The following is a 16,880-nucleotide window of genomic DNA, read 5'->3' as shown; positions in this document are numbered from 1 at the left end:
ATATATACTCCTACTATATAAAGGAAAGTTCTCTTTTCCCTTAAGCAAATATTACTTTTTTCTTAAGATTTTTCTAATTAAATCCTAATCCTATCCCCATTCTATAAATCATTTATTGTTTTTTAGGATGTATGTTCTTCATAGGAGAAGAAAATAAGAATCTTTTAATTTTTGGTTCCATTAAGGATTAACCGACATCTTCCAAGACATTTTTGATGAAATTGTCCTTCAGGCCAGCAATCATGATAGTCGACGGTCGTATCTTATTCACTAGCTCCATTCACAGCAAATGCTAACATCAGCACAAAAAAACGAAGACATCCGCTGTCTTCGTCTTGTGCGCTACCGGTGAGCCGTCTGCCAGTCAAATCCGATGGTGTCATCATTCCACGGAATTCTTTTTTCGTCAGGCTGATCCGGATTGTAGGACATCGTCGTGAAATAAATAATGGTCAGCGGGGTTTCGCCCAGCACTCTGTACCCGTGTGCGACGCCTTTGGGAATGAGAAGGAGCATCGGATTGTCTTCTCCCATGTAGTAGACATCCGTTTCTCCCTTGGTTGCCGACTCTTCGCGAAGGTCATGGAGCACGACCTGGGCGTGACCCGTCGGAAAAAACCACAGGTCATCCTGTTTCTCATGATAGTGAAATGCTTTAATGACGCCGGGATAGCTTTTGGACCAGGAAGCCTGCCCGAAACGCTCTAAGAGATGTTCATCGTCACGGACGAGTTCTGAGAAAAAACCCCGGTCATCGCTGTGTTTGATCAGCTTTTTGATTTTTACGCCTTCGATCACTTGCACTGTCCCTCCCTTTGTAAATAATCATGCAGCGCTTCCCGCCAATGCCTCATGCCGAGCCCCTGCCGTTCAATCGACTCAAGACTCAACACCGAATAAGCGGGGCGCGGCGTCTCATTTCCGTATTCCTCCGTCGTGACGGGCAGCACGGCGGCGGTTCTGCCGCTTTCTTCAAAAATAGCCTTGGCAAATTCATACCAGCTGCACACTCCGCTGTTTGCGGCGTGATATAAGCCCGGCGGCCTGTCAAACAGACCGATCACCGTTTCGGCTAAATCCTTTGTGTACGTCGGTGCGCCGACTTGATCGTTAACGACACGCACCTGATCATGTGTATCCGCAAGTTTCAGCATCGTATTGACAAAGTTGTGCCCGCCGCTGCCGTACACCCACGATGTTCTGATAATGGTGTGGTTTTTTCCCGTTAACCGGATCAGTTCTTCGCCGAGTTTTTTGCTTTTTCCGTAAATCGTGCCCGGATCTGCGGGATCGTCGGTCTGGTATGGCCGTGTTCCTTTGCCGCTGAAGACGTAATCGGTGCTGATGTGAATGAATTTCGCGCCGGTGTTTTCAGCCTCAAGCGCGGCATAATAAGCGCCGATTCCGTTTATTAAATACGCTTTGTCGAGCTCCGTTTCACATTTGTCAACGGAGGTGTATGCCGCCGTATTGACGACGATATCCGGCTTGTAATGGCTGAACGAGTGCCGCACCGAACGCTGGTCGGATATGTTCATCATCGCTTTTGTCAAGGCGATCACTTCATACCCTTCCCGCTTCAGCTGGCGGCATAACTCCCGCCCCAGCTGGCCGGCCGCTCCGGTTACTAATACCTTCGTCAATCGGATCACCTTCTTTCCGATTAGTCTTGGCTGTCTGTATACCAGCGAATGGTTCTTCTCATTCCTTCTTCAAATGTGACGTCCTGCCGCCATCCCAGCTCATTTTTCAGCTTTGAAGCATTGATGGCGTAGCGGCGGTCATGCCCTTTTCTGTCTTCGACATGAGCAAACCGTTCCTCGACACCGAGCTCCTTCATGATAAATGACGCAAGCTCTTTATTCGTCCGTTCATTTCCTCCGCCGATATTGTAAATGTCACCGAGTGTTCCTTTTTCCAGGACGAGCTTAATGGCGCGGCAATGGTCTTCGGCAAACAGCCAGTCTCTGATCTGCAATCCGTCGCCGTACAGCGGAACCGGCGTGCCGTTTACGGCATGCCTGATAATGGTCGGAATCATTTTCTCGTGATGCTGGTACGGCCCGTAATTGTTGCTGCATCTTGTAATGATGGCTGGAAGCTTATGAGTTTTCACATAAGACATGACGAGCAGGTCTGAGCTTGCCTTGCTGGCGGAATACGGATTGTTCGGAGAAAGCGGCGTCGTCTCTGTAAAAGCGGGATCATCCGGCGCCAAATCTCCGTACACCTCATCTGTGGAAATGTGAATCAGTCTGCCGGCTTTTCCCTGCAACACCGCGTCCGCCAGTCGGTATGTGCCCATCACATTTGTTGTGATGAACGGCTCTGCCTGATTTATGCTTCTGTCCACATGGGATTCAGCCGCAAAATGAATGACAGCGTCATACATGTGGGAAAAGACTTTGTCAATGTCCTCTTTTTTAGAAATGTCACCTTTGATAAAACGGAAACGGCCGTTCTTTTTTAAGGCTTCTATTTCAAGCGGCCTGCTTGCATACGTGAGATTATCCAGGACGGTAATCTGCGCGTCCGTTTCTTTCAGCATCATCTTTGTGAAGGTAAGGCCGATAAATCCGGCGCCGCCTGTAATTAAATATGATTTTGGCATGATTAATGCTCCTGTCCTTTCTGTATTGCCTGATGCGCCAGGCTTCCGGCGAGGTAGAGCGATTCATGCGTGCCCGCATCCACCCACCAGCCCGTTAACACATCATACGTCAGCTCACTGTGTTCAATGTATAAATTATTGACATCTGTAATTTCCAGTTCGCCGCGTTTTGAAGGGGAAATTTGTTCAATATAAGAAAACACTTCTGCGTCGTACATGTAGATCCCTGTGACGCATAGTCTGGTCGGCGGCTGCTCCGGCTTTTCAATGATCGACTTGATCCGTTTGTTTTTCTCATCAATCTCGGCGATGCCGAAGCGCTCCGGATCGTCCACTTCTTTCAGCAGCACTTTCGCTCCTTTTCCCTGCTTTGCGAAACGCTCCGTATAAGGTTTTAATGAATCTTCAAAAATATTATCTCCCAAAAGCAGAACGAACGGATCGCGCCCGGTAAACCGCTTTGCGTATGATAAACCGTCGGAAATGCCGGATGCGGCTGGCTGAACCTGATATGTGATTGAGACGCCGAGTTCTTCTCCGGTTTCGAGAAGTTTATGAAATTGCGGAATATATTCTTTTTGCGTAATCAGCAAGATATCCGTAATCCCCGCTTCTTCCAGCTTCATGATCGACCAGTAAATCATCGGATATGGACCGACAGGGAGTAAATGCTTATTGACCGCTTTTGTCAGCGGCATAAGGCGTGAGCCGGTGCCTCCGGCTAAGATAACACCTTTCACATGAACACTTCCTTACGTGTGGTTTTATCACAAATCATAAAGAATCGCCGCCGCCCGTTTGATGCCCCTGCCGTCAACCAGCGGCTTTCCGTTTTGATGAAGTCCGGACCGCATCGGATAATCAGCGGCCATGTCAGACATATGCCGTGCGAGAACGTCCGCTGATATGCATTCACCAAGGCCGAGATGAACGGCGGCCCCCCGTGCGGCGAATTTTTCCGCCGTCTCAGTTTGATGCTCCACTTGAGAAAGTACGATGCAGGGCACACCCGTACAAATGGTCTCATATAAAGTGATCCCGCCGGACACGACGGCCATATCAGCCCTCGAAAGAAGCGCGGCCATGTCATTTGTCTGCCTTACCATCTCGGCATAAGGCATTTGTGTAAGATGCGCGCGTACGTCATCAGCATGAGGCGCGGCGCCGCCCATGACGATGATCACTCGTTTTCGCTGAATATCGGGAATGCGGCGGCATGCTTCCATCACTTTAAAGACAAGCTTCTTCGGGTCGCTTCCTCCTAATGAAACCAATATGGTCCGGCATTCTTTTCTCAGCTGATAGAGCTGCTTTGCTTTTTCAAAACCCGGATGAAGAATGATATATTCCGGGCCTTCATATACAACGGCGCCGCCCATTTGAACCGTCCGGCTTTTCAGCCCTCCGTAAATGCCGTTTATAACGGCATCGCATAAATGAATGACATGTTCCCGTTTTTCTTCAAATAAGACGATACGTGCCGATGAATGCTTTTTGACTTCCTCTAACCAGTCACACGGCATATCGAGCAGATCGAATATGAGAAGGTCAGGAGCCTGCCTGTTTATTTCCCGGACAATAAATTCCTTCTGTCCCTTGTCAGGCTTGATGATCACTTCCCATTGATCAGAAGACAGATAAGAAGAAGCCTCTTTATTTGTGTAGAACGTTATTGCGCAATTGTTCTTAATGGCACCGGCAAGCAGCTTCATCCGGACCGCGTGCCCCATGCCGATGTCACGGCCCCCGTCCGCGAAAATCAAAACCCGCATGCTAATCAGCCTCTTTTTGCCGGATCATTTGATTAATGGCCCTGAGCTCCGGATCACTATTCAGCAGATGGATCAATTCTCTTGCCGGAATATCAGGACGCGAGCCCGCTTTTACGTACAGCTCGCGGGCCAGCCTGTAGTCCTCTTCTGTATCGACGGTCAGCCGCAAGTGAGGAGCCCGGAGTTCCTGCGGGGGCTCAGGAAAGAGAAGCCGGTACTTCTCAGAGGATTCTCTTATTAAAAGCGTGACATGCTCCTGATATTTGTCCGCCAGCGTTTTGTCGGCATTGATCTCTGTTAAAAGGCGCGCGTTTACCGCCTCGCCGCCGATGCCGAGCGGTGTACCGCAGATATACGTGTAGTCTGCGTGCTGATCTAAATGCGATTGAATCAGAAAATCAAGCAGCGAAGGGTCGACAAACGGGTTATCCCCCGTCAGTCTGACTGCGATGTCCGGTTTTACTCGTTCGATGACTTGTGCAAACCGGTCAAGCACGCGCTGCTCGCTGCCGCGGTGCACACGGTAGTTCTTGCTGAGGCAGTGCGCAGACAGAATGTCGTCGGTCTTGCTGTCAGACGAGGCGACGATCAGATTATCCCGCGATTGATCATAATACTCGCTTTGCTGAACCCTTTTGACAATCATATCGAGGATCGTATAACCGCCGATCGGTTTCAGCACTTTACCGGGAAGACGCCCGCTTCCCATCCGCGCCTGAATGATAAACAAAATGTCAGTCATCATATGGGCTGCCTTTCGTCAAAAGGTCATCCCAAGTGATGCCCGTGTCGGCGGGGATATCCCTGACCGCACGCGCGCCGTCAGTTAAAAGCTCAAAATATCTCGGGTGGAGCCCCTGCGGTTTTTGGCCGGGACGAAGGACGGCAAGGTTTTCAGCCGTAAAACATTCGCCTTTTTGAATCGGCGCTGTTGAAAAAATGCCTCTGTAAGCGAACCTTCTGATATCCCCTTCAATCGGTGTCGTCGTTTTATGGGAGCTTCCCGACAGCACTTCCGGAACCGGAGCGTGATGCCCCTGCCGCAGCTCCGCTTCAACTGAGCGGATCGCCGCAACCATTTCTTTTAATTCATCCGGATTGAGGGCGAAGGAGTGATCGGCACCGGGCAGGTTTTTATCGATCGTAAAATGCTTTTCAATCAGTTTCGCTCCGAGCCTGACAGCCGCGCACGGCACATCATACGGATGGGCGCTGTGATCGGAGAAACCGATCACAGCATCCGGGAATGCGGCGGCAAGCATGGGAATGACGCTCAGATTGCTGTATTCAGGCGGCGCGGGATATTTCGCCACACAATGCATGATCGCAATTTCTGTGTTCCCCTCGCCGGTAATGGTTTGATAAGCCTCCTGAATATCTGAAATATCAGCGCCCGCGGTGGAAAAAATAATCGGGGTCTTCAGCCCCGCGACATATTTCAATAACGGCAGATGGTTCAGCTCGTAGGAGGCGATTTTAAAGGCTGAAGGGGAAGTCGCATACAGTAAGTCGGCAGAGCCTTCGTCACATACTGTGCTTAAAAATAGCACGCCTTTTTTCTTACAATATTCAAGCAGCGGTTCGATCCACTCGGCGGGCATTTCCATTGATTGCACCAAAGAAAAAATAGAGACGTTTTTTCCCGCAGCGGTTTTGTACAAGCCGGGGTCTTTCTGATACATTTTGTCAGCCTGAAACATTTGGAACTTGACCGCGTCCGCGCCGGCCTCACTGGCCGCATCTATCAATTCAAACGCCTGGCTCAGTTTTCCGTCATGATTAATTCCGGCTTCGGCGATGATGAATACGGGCGAACCTTCGCCGATTGACTTCGTTCCGATTTTGCATGATGCCATCAGTCCGCCTCCTTCCCGGGCCACACATGATAGTAGTAATAGGACGCATCCGCTTTAAATCCCATTCTTTCATACAGGCGGATGGCTCTTACATTGTGGAGCTGCGTTCCCGCTGATACAGTCTTATGCTGAAAGCGCAATGATTGTTCAATCACGTGCGCCGCTAAATGGAATCCCGCTCCTTTTCCTTCAAAGCCCGGCTTTACCGCCATCAGATCAAGGACGAATTCATCGCCTTTAGACAGCCCCTGAACAAAGCCCACGGTCTCTCCCTTATATGTGGCGGCGAATTGTAACGAAGCTCTGCCTTCCGCGTTATTCCGCGCCCACTCTTCAAACAGGCGGTTTGCACTTTCATAGCTGAGGCGGGGATCTTGGTAATACCTGCTTTTTGTAAAGGCGTCGCGGGCCAGCCGGCTGATCGCTTCCGTGTCGCCGGGTCCGGCTTCTGTAATCTCAAACGGCGGCGTGCTGTTATATACACGCACCGGACTGACGAGCTTGAGCAGACTCCCTACAAAATAAGCGTTCGGAAGCTGCTGAACGACCTGCATCGCGCCGATATCTTCAGCCGGTATTTTAATAAATATAAAATCAGTGCCTGCCGCCCGCCTTGCCGCGTAAAATTCCTGAAACAGCCTTTTGAGCTGTCCGGTGCTGTTTGCGGCTGCAAGCTTCACATTGATGATATTTTTTCGGAACAATTGACTTTCCCACGAAGAGTTTTCATATAAAATCACGCCTTGAAGGCTGTTTTCTTCCAATAAACAGAGCGACGATTCATAGGCTTCCGGCTGGATGCCCTTCTGATGCAGGAAGGCATGAATTATGTTCTCCGCAAGATTTTCCCTCAGTCTGTACACCTAATCAGCCCCTTTGACGATATCCGTAACGGCTGCAATGACGTATTCAACGTCGTCATCTGTCATTGACGGATAAAGAGGGAGTGACACGGTGCGGTGATAATACGCTGCCGCGGCCGGAAAGTCAGTTTCCTTATATCCGTACGTTTTTTGATAATACGGATGGAACGGAACCGGAATAAAATGAACACTTGTGCCGATATGATATTGGTCTTTTAAAGCGGAAATCAGATCGTTCCGGCTGACCCCGGCCTCCTGCTCCTCTATTTGAAGAACATACAGATGCCATGCATGCCGTCCGTCATCACTGACATGCGGGATGGTCAGCCCTTTCATGTGTCTGAAGGCGTCCTGGTAGCGGCTCGCAATGTCGGCTCTTCTTTGCTGCATGCTGTCAATCCGTTTCAGCTGATGAAGCCCAAGCGCTGCCTGAAGATCAAACATATTCATTTTATAGCCGGGCGTTTCGACCTCGTAGTACCAGCTTCCGTTTGAAGAATAGCGGTTCCACGCGCCTTTGCTCATGCCATGAAGGCTGAGCACCCTGATCTGATCGGCAAGCCCGTCATCGTCCGTCGTCAGCATGCCGCCTTCACCGGTTGCCAGGTTTTTTGTCGCGTAGAAGCTGAATGCCGTCGCATCACCGATTGATCCGATCATTTTCTGTTTATAAGTGGTATACACGGCATGTGCGGCATCCTCTAAGACAAATAACTGATGCTTTTCGGCAATGGCCAGAATCTGATCCATATCACACGACTGGCCGGCGAAATGAACGGGTACAATCGCCTTTGTCCGCGGCGTGACGGCCGCCTCAATTTTTTTAGGGTCCGCATTCAGCGTAAGCGGATCGATGTCAACAAACACCGGAACGGCGCCTGTGTGCACGATTGTATTGGCTGTAGAACTGAACGTCATGGCAGACGTGATGACCTCGTCGCCGGGACCGATCCCTTTCGCTTTCAGGGCCAAAAACAAAGCGGCGGTACATGAGTTCAGCGCGATCGCGTGCTTTGCCCCCGTCCATGCGGCAAAGGCTTTTTCAAACGCCTCTACTTTCGGTCCCTTTGAAAGCCAGCCCGATTCAAGCGTATCAATAACCTCCTGAATTTCGTCCTTCCCGATCATGGGCAATGAATAAGGAAGAAAAGCTGATCTTTTTTGCACCATTTTCTTTGCGCTCCTATCTTTTTTATGAAGGGTCAACCCGTCTGAAGCTGACTCCGGTTTTTTCCTGAAGCACTTGGCATAAAGCGGCAAGCGAATCCTGAACCGGGTAGTTCGCGGCGACAAAAGCACGGCGCGCCTGTTCCGCTTTTTGATATTCCGCGGGGCTTTCGCATATCCGGATTAATTCCTGAGCAAGTGCCTGCGGGTCCTCAAAAACAAATTCTCCAAGTGAATGATAATAAGGGTATCGGCGGGTTCCCGCTGATTTTCCGATCAGCACGGGCTTTTGAAACAGCATCGCTTCAAGACCGACCGTTGATGTCTGTGTCACCGCAGCGTCAACATACGGTAGAATATCATACAGCTCCATCTCTTTTTTGATGATTTTGCCTGCTTTATATTTCCGCAGCACCTGATTGTAAGCATCCAGCTTGTTTTTGCCGATTTCCCACGGATGCGGTTTAATAATGAGCTGCATGTTCTTTTGGCCGGCAAGCTCTTCAAGCACGCCCGTATAAAATTCATCAGAAAACGGCTGCGTGGCGATCAGCACCGTCCGCTGTGACGGGAGAAAAGAAAGTTTGCGGTAAAACGTGTCTTGATCTATCGGCTCTCTTGAGAAAATCTCGTCGAAACGGGGATGCCCCGTGATGATGATTTGTTCATCCCTGCAGCCTTTTGCTTTATACCACTCCGCTTCATAAGCCCCGAATACTGCCTGATAGTCCGTAAATACGGGCAGAAACGCTTCATCTCCCATGAGCGCTCCGTGCTGCAGACAGATGCTGACGGCGTTTTTTTTCGCGGACATCAGCGCCAGCACACGGCTGTAAATATCCTCCGTCGTGCCGACTACAACGGCGGAAATCTTCTCGGCCGTAAACAAAATATCAACGGCATCAACCGCTTCAATAAATAATGGAATGTCTTTATACAAACGTTCCTGAAATTCTCTGTTTCCGAAAGCGGGATGGCTGTGAAGCTCTTTCAAAATGGAATGGGCTTTTTCAATATAAGGGACGGGGTTCCCTTTTTGCCCCATTCCCGTCAGCTCCAATTTGCAGATAACGGGCAGCCCGTAATGGTCAGGCAGACTCCATCTGGCCAGTACCGCTGTTTTTGCCGGATCAAACTGCCGGTAATTTCCCTCGGTGAACCGAAGATGATCGAAATGCAGAATGACTTTTCCGTTTACCGGTTTCTCATCTGTTTTCTTAATGTTTTGCCTTTTTTGATCATAATATGGCTGTATACCGGCTTCAGGAATATGCTGATCAGCCGGACCGAAAAGCTCTGGGTTCTGCTCCATGCTCTCCCGAAGCGCCGGACTGATATATTGATAAAAATTACTGATCAATGCGAGCGGGATGTCTTTGTAGCGAAGTGACTGAAAAAGGTCAATATACTGCCGGTACAGCACCCAATAGTTCGCTAAGTATGCCGACAAGCCCTCACCCCTTTCCAAGCTTTTTTAATGATTCCCTCAGCTCCCGGCACGTGGTCTGCTGCGGAAGACTGTTCACAAACTCGTTTTTCTCCGCCGCGAAAAGCTGATAATGGATGGATTGATCGGTAATATAATTGATATCAAGCTCCTCAGAAATCGGGTAAAACGGATAAAAATGATTCACTCTCCAGAAGAAACGGGCGTCACCGATCCGGTAAAACGCGGGGCTTTCATCCCAATAGGAACCGAATGCCGATTTGACCTGTTCCAGCACGGAAAACCGGTGCATGACCGAACAATGGTCAATGGCGCACGGCGCGTTCCACACGATCCGTTCGGCGGGCCTGGCCGTCTCCTTCACCGTCTCTTTCCGCTGATTCAGATGATAGGTTTTGGAACTTGAATACACGACGGCTTTTTCCGGGTCTTCATCAAGCTCTTTCACCATTTTCTCAAGCCGTTCCGGCACATACGTGTTGTCGTCGGTCGCATACGTCACGTACTCGCCCTCCGCCATTTCTATTGCCTGATTAATCAAGGCGGCGTAGCGTGTTTTTTCCGTTCTTTCTTTGACGCCCGATACATCGCTTTGATAAAACCGGACGCGGTCATCCGTGAGAAAAGGACGTATTTTCACCAATGTCGCTTCATTTGAGTTGTCATCCATAATGAACAGCTCAAAGTCCGTAAACGTCTGAGACAGAATACTTTTAATAGAGCGGGCCACATAGTCACTTTTGTTATAGCTCGTCATGATCACTGACACTTTAGGCAACTCGTCACCCCCTTTTCGCACCTGAAACTACCGCTATCATATGTTCCTTATGCGGAAGATGCGATAGGAATACAGACTATTATGTGAAAAGTCAGCATTGCGCGCACAAAAAAAACCGGCTCTGATGTCCGGACTCATTGGAGCGTATTTTCTTTTTTCGCATAAATCTTTCTGCGGGCTCATATGGTGGAATAGATAAAAACAGCAGCTTCTCTGTCGGCTGTCTGATACTTGTCAGGAGGTTTCAGCATGAAGAGGTTTTCATCAAAGGAGGAACAATATGAAACCGAAAAAGAATCAATATCAGCAAATGCAAGGGATGGGGATGGGAATGGATATGCAAGGATACCAGCCGCAGCTCGGGCCTAATCCTTATCCGCAGCCTCAGGGCGGCCAAGGATCGCAAATGATGCCGATGCAGCAGCAAATGACAATGCCGATGCAGCAAGGCCAGCAGGGCTTCGGCGGGGGGTTTCCCGGCCAGCCGCAGCAGCAGGGCCAGCAGGGCTTCGGCGGGGGGTTCCCCGGCCAGCCGCAGCAGCAGGGCGGCGGCAGCTTTCAGATTCCGTCAGGTCCATCATCGTCACAAAACGTTCCCGGCATGCTGCCGATTGAAGAGTCATACATTGAAAATATTCTGCGGTTGAACCGGGGCAAAACGGCGACGATTTATATGACATTTGAAAACAGCAAAGAATGGAATTCAAAGATTTTCCGCGGTGTGATTCAGGCGGCGGGACGTGACCATATCATCATCAGCGATCCGAAAACGGGCACCCGCTATCTGCTTCTGACCATTTACCTTGATTACATCACGTTTGATGAGGAAATCGCTTATACTTATCCGTACTCCATGTCTTCTTATTCTCCGAGATAAATCAAAAAGCCAATCGCTCACTTGACAGAGGATTGGCTTTTTTTCTTTATAAATATTTGACGGCCGCGACGATAATCATAATCCAAGAGATGATAAACGCCACGCCGCCGAGCGGTGTAATCGCGCCGAGAATGGAAATCTGCGTCACGCTCAATACGTACAGGCTTCCTGAAAACAGAACGATGCCCGCAAACATCAGCCAGCCCGCAACAGAAACACTGCCTGCGCCAGAGAGCTTTTCGGCCAAAAACGCGACAGCCAGAAGACCGAGCGCGTGATACATATGATATTGCACGCCTGTGTGCCACACCTGCAAATATTTATCGGGGATTTTCCCTTCAAGCCCATGCGCGCCGAAAGCGCCCAGCGCCACGGCCAATAAAGCGTTAATCGCACCAAGAATAATAAACACTTTCATCTATTTTTCTCCCGCCTTTTCGTTAAAGTTTCCAATTCAATCATAACCCAACATCGGCAAAATTCAACGTCCGCCGTCCGATGACACGAGATTGTCGGATTTTTTCTTTTTGATAAGCTGGATTCGGTCAATCGCTATCGCCAGCAGCGTCCCGAGCACAAGGCCGTTGCTTAAGAGCGAAATCAGGATCGGGTGCATCCCTGATAACGCGCTCTCCGGCACAAACATGACGCCGACCCCCGTCAGGAGCGCCAGACCGATAATGGAGCGGATTCGTTTTTGCTCCGCTTTCTCATAAGAGTCAAACTCCGTAAAGGCAAGACCTGCCATCGTGGAAAAAACGACGAAGTTTACCGCAAAGCCGACCGGTGAGGGCAGACTCGCAAACGCATTCATAAATAGCGGGATCATACTGATGATCATGACAAATACACTTCCCAAAAGAAACGGCTTTTTCGAAGGAAGCTTCGTCGTCTCAATAAAACCGGCCGCCCCTGAAATCGGTACAGGCGCAATGCCCCCTGACAGTCCGCTCAAAAGGTGGCTGATCGAAGCCGCAAACCCTGCCGGACGCTCACGCCGCTTCCCAACGGTGCCGCCGAATTTTTTCACCGCCGCTTCTACAACCCGGATGCTCGCGAGCATGTTGACAATCAAAAGCACGGTAATGAAGAGTGACGTAATGATCAGACCGCTGTCAAACACGGGTTTTCCAAATGGAAAAAGAGCCGGCAGCTGAATCACGCGATCCGGTATTTGAATCGGTTTGGCAGCGCCGAAGACGGCGAATAAGATCCATCCGCCGGCAAGCGAAAGGAGAATCGCATACTGTCTTAAGAACGTAACATTCGATCGGGACATGATGAACATCGCCGCCGTCACAACCATGGCGAGCCCGAATACAAGGCCGTCGACGCTGTTTTTTAAATAGCCGATGCCCAAAAGGCCTTTCACAATCGGCTGACTCAGCTGCATGACCAACAGCAGCAGATACACACCGGTCACAACCGGCGTAAACAGCACGGCCAGCCGTTCAATCACTTTAAAAAGGCTGAACAAAAAGAAAAATACAGCGCTTAATAACAGCGCCCCCTGCAGCGCCCGCAGCGTCTCGCCGAATGTCGCGAACACCGTGCCAGTCAGTCCGCCGTAAATCGTGTATACGCCCCACCATAAGCCTGCCGGGCTTTCATTAATCGGCAGACGATGTCCCTGGAGACATTGGATGACCGCGGCGACGCCAAGCACAAAAAATGTGCTCTGAATCAATGCGGCAGAATCGGCATGGTTCAAGTGAAATGATTGTGCGATGGCGACAGGAACTACAATCGCAGCCGCAATCATAAATGCCGTCCATTGCAAACCCCCGAGTATCAGTTTCAAGTCAATCAACCTCTCCTGTTAAAAATCGAAAATGGAATCCCCGTTTCCGTCTTCCTCACGTTCGTCTTTCGCTTTTTTCTGATATTGATTCAGCCCGGCGCTGCCCATCATTTTTTCAAGCAGCAGCGGGTCTGTCGAAGGAGACGCGGAAGGTTTCGGCGCCGCTTTCGGAATCGGATTCTGCACAGGCGCCGGAGCGGTGTGCGTCTGAGTGCCGAGCACGACATCACACAGAGAGCGGATGGCGGCTGCGTGCATTTTGACCTCCTCGGTGCGGGTCGCCGTTTTCGCCTGCCTCAGTTCTTCTTCCATCTTCTGAATCAAAGCAGAGATATGTATGTTCATGAGTAAATCCTCCAGCAGTAATTTGTCTTCTTCCTGCATTTTATCAAATTTCTGAGTGAATCGCAGAATTGAGTTTGTTATTTTTTCTGACGGCATATCGCCCTGAACGTCAAAAAAGACGCTTCCGCCGGGCGGAAGCGCCTCAAAAAAAACGTTTATTGCGGCAGGTCGGGGATGCACCAATCGATCGGCTGCTCCCCCATTTTTTCAAGGGCGGCGTTTGTACGGGAAAACGGTCTGCTCCCGAAAAAACCGTTCCTTGCCGAAAACGGGCTCGGATGAGTCGATTCAATAATAATGTGTTTCGATGTGTCAATGCGCTCTTTTTTCATCTGCGCGTGACGCCCCCACAGGATAAAGACAATCGGTTTCTCTCTTTCATTCACCACATCAATGATGCGGTCAGTGAGCCGCTCCCATCCCTTGCCTTTGTGGGAATTGGCCTGACCGCGGCGAACCGTAAGCACTGTGTTTAACAAAAGCACTCCCTGCTTCGCCCAGCTGACGAGTGATCCGTGGTTCGGTACGGAGCAGCCGATATCGTCCTGAAGCTCTATGAAAATATTTTTCAAAGACGGCGGCTGTCTGACCCCGGGCTGAACGGAAAAACTAAGCCCGTGCGCCTGTCCTGGCCCGTGATAAGGGTCCTGTCCGAGAATGACCGCTTTTACATCCTCATAGGGCGTATAATGCAAGGCGTTAAAAATATCATGGCTGTCAGGATAAATCGTTTGGCTGCTGTATTCTTGTTTCAGCATTTCTCTCAGCTCTTGATAATACGGTTTGTCAAATTCATCTTTCAGCTGATTCCACCAGCTGTCCTTTAAAAGCTGTTTCAAACTGTCCGTCCCCCCTTATGAACTGTGCAGTCTTGAATGGACGGGCTTTCCGTCCCACACAATGTCAGTCGGCGCCTCCCGCCTCTTCATGTCCGGCTCTTCAAGAAGAACCGCGAAGTTTTTCGTCGGGAGCTCCCCAAGCCCGTGCTTTTCACTTAACCGGTCTAAGTACCGCTTCCGTTTGCCGCCGAGATCCGCGGACTGATTGCCGCCTCCCTCAAAAAACGCATATATGACGCTCGCGCAAGGAACACGCTTCACACGGTGCTGTTTCGCGGCGCGCAAATAAAAGTCCCAGTCCCAATAATTATGGACATCCGGATCAAAATACCCTAACGTGTCATGCAGAGAACGCCTGTACATGCTGCCTGACGGAACGTACGTGGAAAACACCCGCATATCCGCATAATCCGCCGTATAGGCGAACGGCTTTCGTGACACCGGGTATCTCGTGCCGCCCCGTTCTTCAAATGACACAATTTCCGCGTCAGAATGGACAAAATCCGCATCAGCAAGTGCAGCCGCCATTCTTTCCAAATGGCCCGGCGTAATGAAATCATCATCATCGCACAGCATGATACAATCACCCGACGCTTTTTTCACACCTGCGTTCCGCGCTTCCACATGTCCGGCATTCTGTTCTAAATCAATAATCTGAATCGGCAGATCGCTGTACAGCTGCTTCGCTTGTTCGACCGATTCCCCGGCATCATTTACGATGATGACTTCATAAGGCTTTATGGTCTGCATGGAAATCGACTCCAGCAGCTCACACAAAGCCGGAATCCGGTTATACGTGACTATAACAATTGATATATTCATGACCCGCTCCTTCTGCTTTTTCTCATGTTCTATTAAAACATAAAGCGGCGGAGAGATCAGGGGGGATTTTTGATTTCGGCCCATTCAGAAACAAATCCAGGTCATGCCCGCCAGCAAAACGAGAATGATCAGAAGGTCTCCCCAAACAGTGCATACCGCCTTGGCATTAAGTCTGCCCGCCTCCATGGCGTTCCAAAGTTTTGATTGATAAACAGGAACCAACACCATCGCATAGCATGTGCACAAACAGACAAAAGCCGGCGGGACAAGCGCACATCCATCCTCATTCCAATCATGAATCAGTTCCGGTATACTCACTCCGCTGTCAATGTACAAGTATAATATACCCGCCAGCGGAATGAGCGAACTGATCTGCAGCTCGAAAAGTTTCACCTTCCACTCACGCGCAAACGAAACGGCCCAAATCCATCCCAGCGCATAAAACAATAGAAGAAGCAAAATACTGAAAACAACAAAAATAGCGTCTTGCATCCCATTCAGAACCATAATAAAAAGACTCACAACGGGCAATGCAAGAATCAAGCCGCAGACGGTAAATACGGTAACGGCTATTTGGGCGCACGCGCCGTACATCCACGAACCTAATCTCATTTTAACACCCCTATATAGATTCCCTATGTATATAGTGAAAAAGATCAGGCAAGCCTCTGCCTGCCTGCGTAAAAACCTATTTTGCCGCAAAACGGAAAACATACCGTCACAACGGCGCATACTGCCGCAAAACTCGGTGTGACCGCCGAAGGAAACAGCCCAGCCGGAACCAGATTGAACAAAAAGACAAACATAAAACATAGATTCGGCACCATTGAAGCCCATACCGTCCGCTCAGCAAGCTTTTTTCCGCCAGCCCCGAACTCTTTGCCAGCTTGATAGCCGATTTGGAACCAATACAGCACATAACCGATCATAATCAGCCATACTGACACGGAAATCCCTTTCCACAGCGCGTCAACAGCGGGATGAATCCTCCACGCGTGCATCATCGTAATCATCGCCCCCATCACAAAAAGACCGCAGTTGCAGAACAGATAAAAGAGCATAAAAGTCCGCGCGGGCACCGCCGAAGCTTTTTGAAAAGCAGAGATAATCTCAGACGGAGTCCCCACTTCCCGCAGAATAAGCGCCATCGCTTCGCTTTCGGTTTTGCCTTTTTCCAGATGATCACAAATGGCATGATGAATATGACTTTCGATTTCCTTTAATAATTCACGGCTTCCGGCCTTGCCTTCCAGCCCTTTTCTGATTTCCTGCACATAAAGGTCTTTATCCATTCTGCCCGCCCCGCTTCAGCATCCGGTCCATCAGAGCAGAGAACAGATTCCATTCCTTCGTCCGTTCGGCTAGAATGTTTTTTCCTTCATCGGTGATCCGGTAATATTTTCGGTCCGGCCCTTTGGTCTGCTTTTCCCAGTAAGAAGAAATATAGCTTTGGCGTTCAAGCTTATGAAGCGATGGGTACAGCGTGCCTTCCTTCATTTGCAGTTCATTCCCGCTTCTTTTCTCCATTTCTTTCACTAGTTCATACCCGTACATGGGCCGTTCATTCAGCAGCGTCAGCACCAGAATGACCGTGCTTCCCTTTACAAGCTCCCTGTTGAGCATTTATTTTCTCACCCTTACCTAGTAATCTTATGTAGGTATTGTACGCACATCCCCCGCGGCTGTCAAATCATTCCTCCAA

General features: G+C 49.8%; 20 protein-coding genes. 1 reads left to right on the top strand and 19 read right to left on the bottom strand.

Annotated elements, in window-relative coordinates; all coding sequences use genetic code 11:
- Positions 1 to 342: 342 nt before the first annotated feature.
- From CXL14_RS05020 to CXL14_RS04970, 11 genes are read right to left on the bottom strand one after another with little or no spacing between them, the layout of a single operon-like run.
- Entirely contained in the window at positions 343 to 798 is a 456-nt protein-coding gene (locus CXL14_RS05020) for a dTDP-4-dehydrorhamnose 3,5-epimerase family protein (RefSeq protein ID WP_003150986.1), read from the bottom strand.
- Positions 795 to 1,643 carry a dTDP-4-dehydrorhamnose reductase gene (gene rfbD, locus CXL14_RS05015; RefSeq protein ID WP_015418465.1) on the bottom strand — a complete coding sequence of 283 codons (849 nt, stop codon included), beginning with the start codon at positions 1,641 to 1,643 and terminating at the stop codon, positions 795 to 797. The genes CXL14_RS05020 and rfbD overlap by 4 nt, the downstream gene beginning before the upstream one ends.
- Positions 1,644 to 1,663: 20 nt before the next feature.
- Positions 1,664 to 2,611 (bottom strand): dTDP-glucose 4,6-dehydratase, encoded by a 948-nt coding sequence (gene rfbB / locus CXL14_RS05010; RefSeq protein WP_021494763.1) that lies wholly within the window; start codon positions 2,609 to 2,611, stop codon positions 1,664 to 1,666.
- 2 nt (positions 2,612 to 2,613) lie between these two features.
- On the bottom strand, positions 2,614 to 3,351 hold the full coding sequence (locus CXL14_RS05005; protein ID WP_014419164.1) for a sugar phosphate nucleotidyltransferase: 738 nt from the start codon (positions 3,349 to 3,351) through the stop codon (positions 2,614 to 2,616).
- A 27-nt stretch (positions 3,352 to 3,378) separates the two neighbouring features.
- Positions 3,379 to 4,383: a PseG/SpsG family protein gene (locus tag CXL14_RS05000; protein ID WP_021494761.1), complete on the bottom strand. Its 1,005-nt coding sequence runs from the start codon at positions 4,381 to 4,383 to the stop codon at positions 3,379 to 3,381.
- A gap of 1 nt (position 4,384) precedes the next feature.
- A complete protein-coding gene (locus tag CXL14_RS04995; protein ID WP_198318154.1) occupies positions 4,385 to 5,125 on the bottom strand; it encodes a cytidylyltransferase domain-containing protein in 741 nt (246 codons plus the stop codon).
- On the bottom strand, positions 5,118 to 6,239 hold the full coding sequence (locus CXL14_RS04990) for an N-acetylneuraminate synthase family protein (RefSeq protein WP_007614529.1): 1,122 nt from the start codon (positions 6,237 to 6,239) through the stop codon (positions 5,118 to 5,120). The genes CXL14_RS04995 and CXL14_RS04990 overlap by 8 nt, the downstream gene beginning before the upstream one ends.
- Entirely contained in the window at positions 6,239 to 7,102 is an 864-nt protein-coding gene (locus tag CXL14_RS04985) for a GNAT family N-acetyltransferase (RefSeq protein WP_014419167.1), read from the bottom strand. The genes CXL14_RS04990 and CXL14_RS04985 overlap by 1 nt, the downstream gene beginning before the upstream one ends.
- A complete protein-coding gene (locus CXL14_RS04980) occupies positions 7,103 to 8,272 on the bottom strand; it encodes a DegT/DnrJ/EryC1/StrS family aminotransferase (protein ID WP_014419168.1) in 1,170 nt (389 codons plus the stop codon). It lies immediately after the preceding gene.
- Positions 8,273 to 8,294: 22 nt separating this feature from the next.
- Positions 8,295 to 9,719, bottom strand: coding sequence for a capsular polysaccharide export protein, LipB/KpsS family (locus CXL14_RS04975; protein WP_017418666.1), 1,425 nt, complete (start codon positions 9,717 to 9,719; stop codon positions 8,295 to 8,297).
- Between the two features lie 4 nt (positions 9,720 to 9,723).
- A complete protein-coding gene (locus CXL14_RS04970; protein WP_017418665.1) occupies positions 9,724 to 10,494 on the bottom strand; it encodes a glycosyltransferase family 2 protein in 771 nt (256 codons plus the stop codon).
- A 280-nt stretch (positions 10,495 to 10,774) separates the two neighbouring features.
- Here CXL14_RS04970 and gerQ point away from each other — a divergent pair, with 280 nt between their 5' ends.
- Positions 10,775 to 11,371, top strand: coding sequence for a spore coat protein GerQ (gerQ, locus tag CXL14_RS04965; RefSeq protein ID WP_014419171.1), 597 nt, complete (start codon positions 10,775 to 10,777; stop codon positions 11,369 to 11,371).
- 46 nt (positions 11,372 to 11,417) lie between these two features.
- Here the strand turns inward: gerQ and CXL14_RS04960 are convergent, their stop codons facing one another.
- The 8 genes from CXL14_RS04960 to CXL14_RS04925 form a co-directional block, all read right to left on the bottom strand.
- The gene (locus tag CXL14_RS04960; protein ID WP_003150969.1) at positions 11,418 to 11,789 is read right to left on the bottom strand and encodes a DUF423 domain-containing protein; all 372 of its coding nucleotides are present in this window, start codon (positions 11,787 to 11,789) and stop codon (positions 11,418 to 11,420) included.
- 63 nt (positions 11,790 to 11,852) lie between these two features.
- Positions 11,853 to 13,172 (bottom strand): purine/pyrimidine permease, encoded by a 1,320-nt coding sequence (locus CXL14_RS04955; RefSeq protein ID WP_021494757.1) that lies wholly within the window; start codon positions 13,170 to 13,172, stop codon positions 11,853 to 11,855.
- Positions 13,173 to 13,190: 18 nt separating this feature from the next.
- The gene (locus CXL14_RS04950; RefSeq protein ID WP_022553956.1) at positions 13,191 to 13,613 is read right to left on the bottom strand and encodes a YwdI family protein; all 423 of its coding nucleotides are present in this window, start codon (positions 13,611 to 13,613) and stop codon (positions 13,191 to 13,193) included.
- A gap of 59 nt (positions 13,614 to 13,672) precedes the next feature.
- Positions 13,673 to 14,356, bottom strand: a complete 684-nt coding sequence (locus CXL14_RS04945) for a uracil-DNA glycosylase (RefSeq protein ID WP_012118732.1) — start codon at positions 14,354 to 14,356, stop codon at positions 13,673 to 13,675.
- Between the two features lie 15 nt (positions 14,357 to 14,371).
- Complete coding sequence (locus CXL14_RS04940) at positions 14,372 to 15,178, bottom strand: glycosyltransferase family 2 protein (protein WP_007407698.1); 807 nt, start codon at positions 15,176 to 15,178, stop codon at positions 14,372 to 14,374.
- 84 nt (positions 15,179 to 15,262) lie between these two features.
- Entirely contained in the window at positions 15,263 to 15,790 is a 528-nt protein-coding gene (locus CXL14_RS04935) for a hypothetical protein (RefSeq protein WP_014419174.1), read from the bottom strand.
- Between the two features lie 44 nt (positions 15,791 to 15,834).
- On the bottom strand, positions 15,835 to 16,470 hold the full coding sequence (locus CXL14_RS04930; protein ID WP_014419175.1) for a permease prefix domain 1-containing protein: 636 nt from the start codon (positions 16,468 to 16,470) through the stop codon (positions 15,835 to 15,837).
- Positions 16,463 to 16,801, bottom strand: a complete 339-nt coding sequence (locus CXL14_RS04925; protein WP_003150960.1) for a PadR family transcriptional regulator — start codon at positions 16,799 to 16,801, stop codon at positions 16,463 to 16,465. Before CXL14_RS04925 ends, CXL14_RS04930 begins: the two co-directional genes overlap by 8 nt.
- Between the last annotated feature and the right edge of the window lie 79 nt (positions 16,802 to 16,880).

Origin of the sequence: Bacillus sp. SJ-10 (assembly GCF_002843505.1) — a bacterium.
Lineage (GTDB): Bacteria > Bacillota > Bacilli > Bacillales > Bacillaceae > Bacillus > Bacillus velezensis.
The sequence above is the reverse complement of the archived record's forward strand: the minus strand, read 5'-3'. Positions and strand labels throughout refer to the sequence as shown.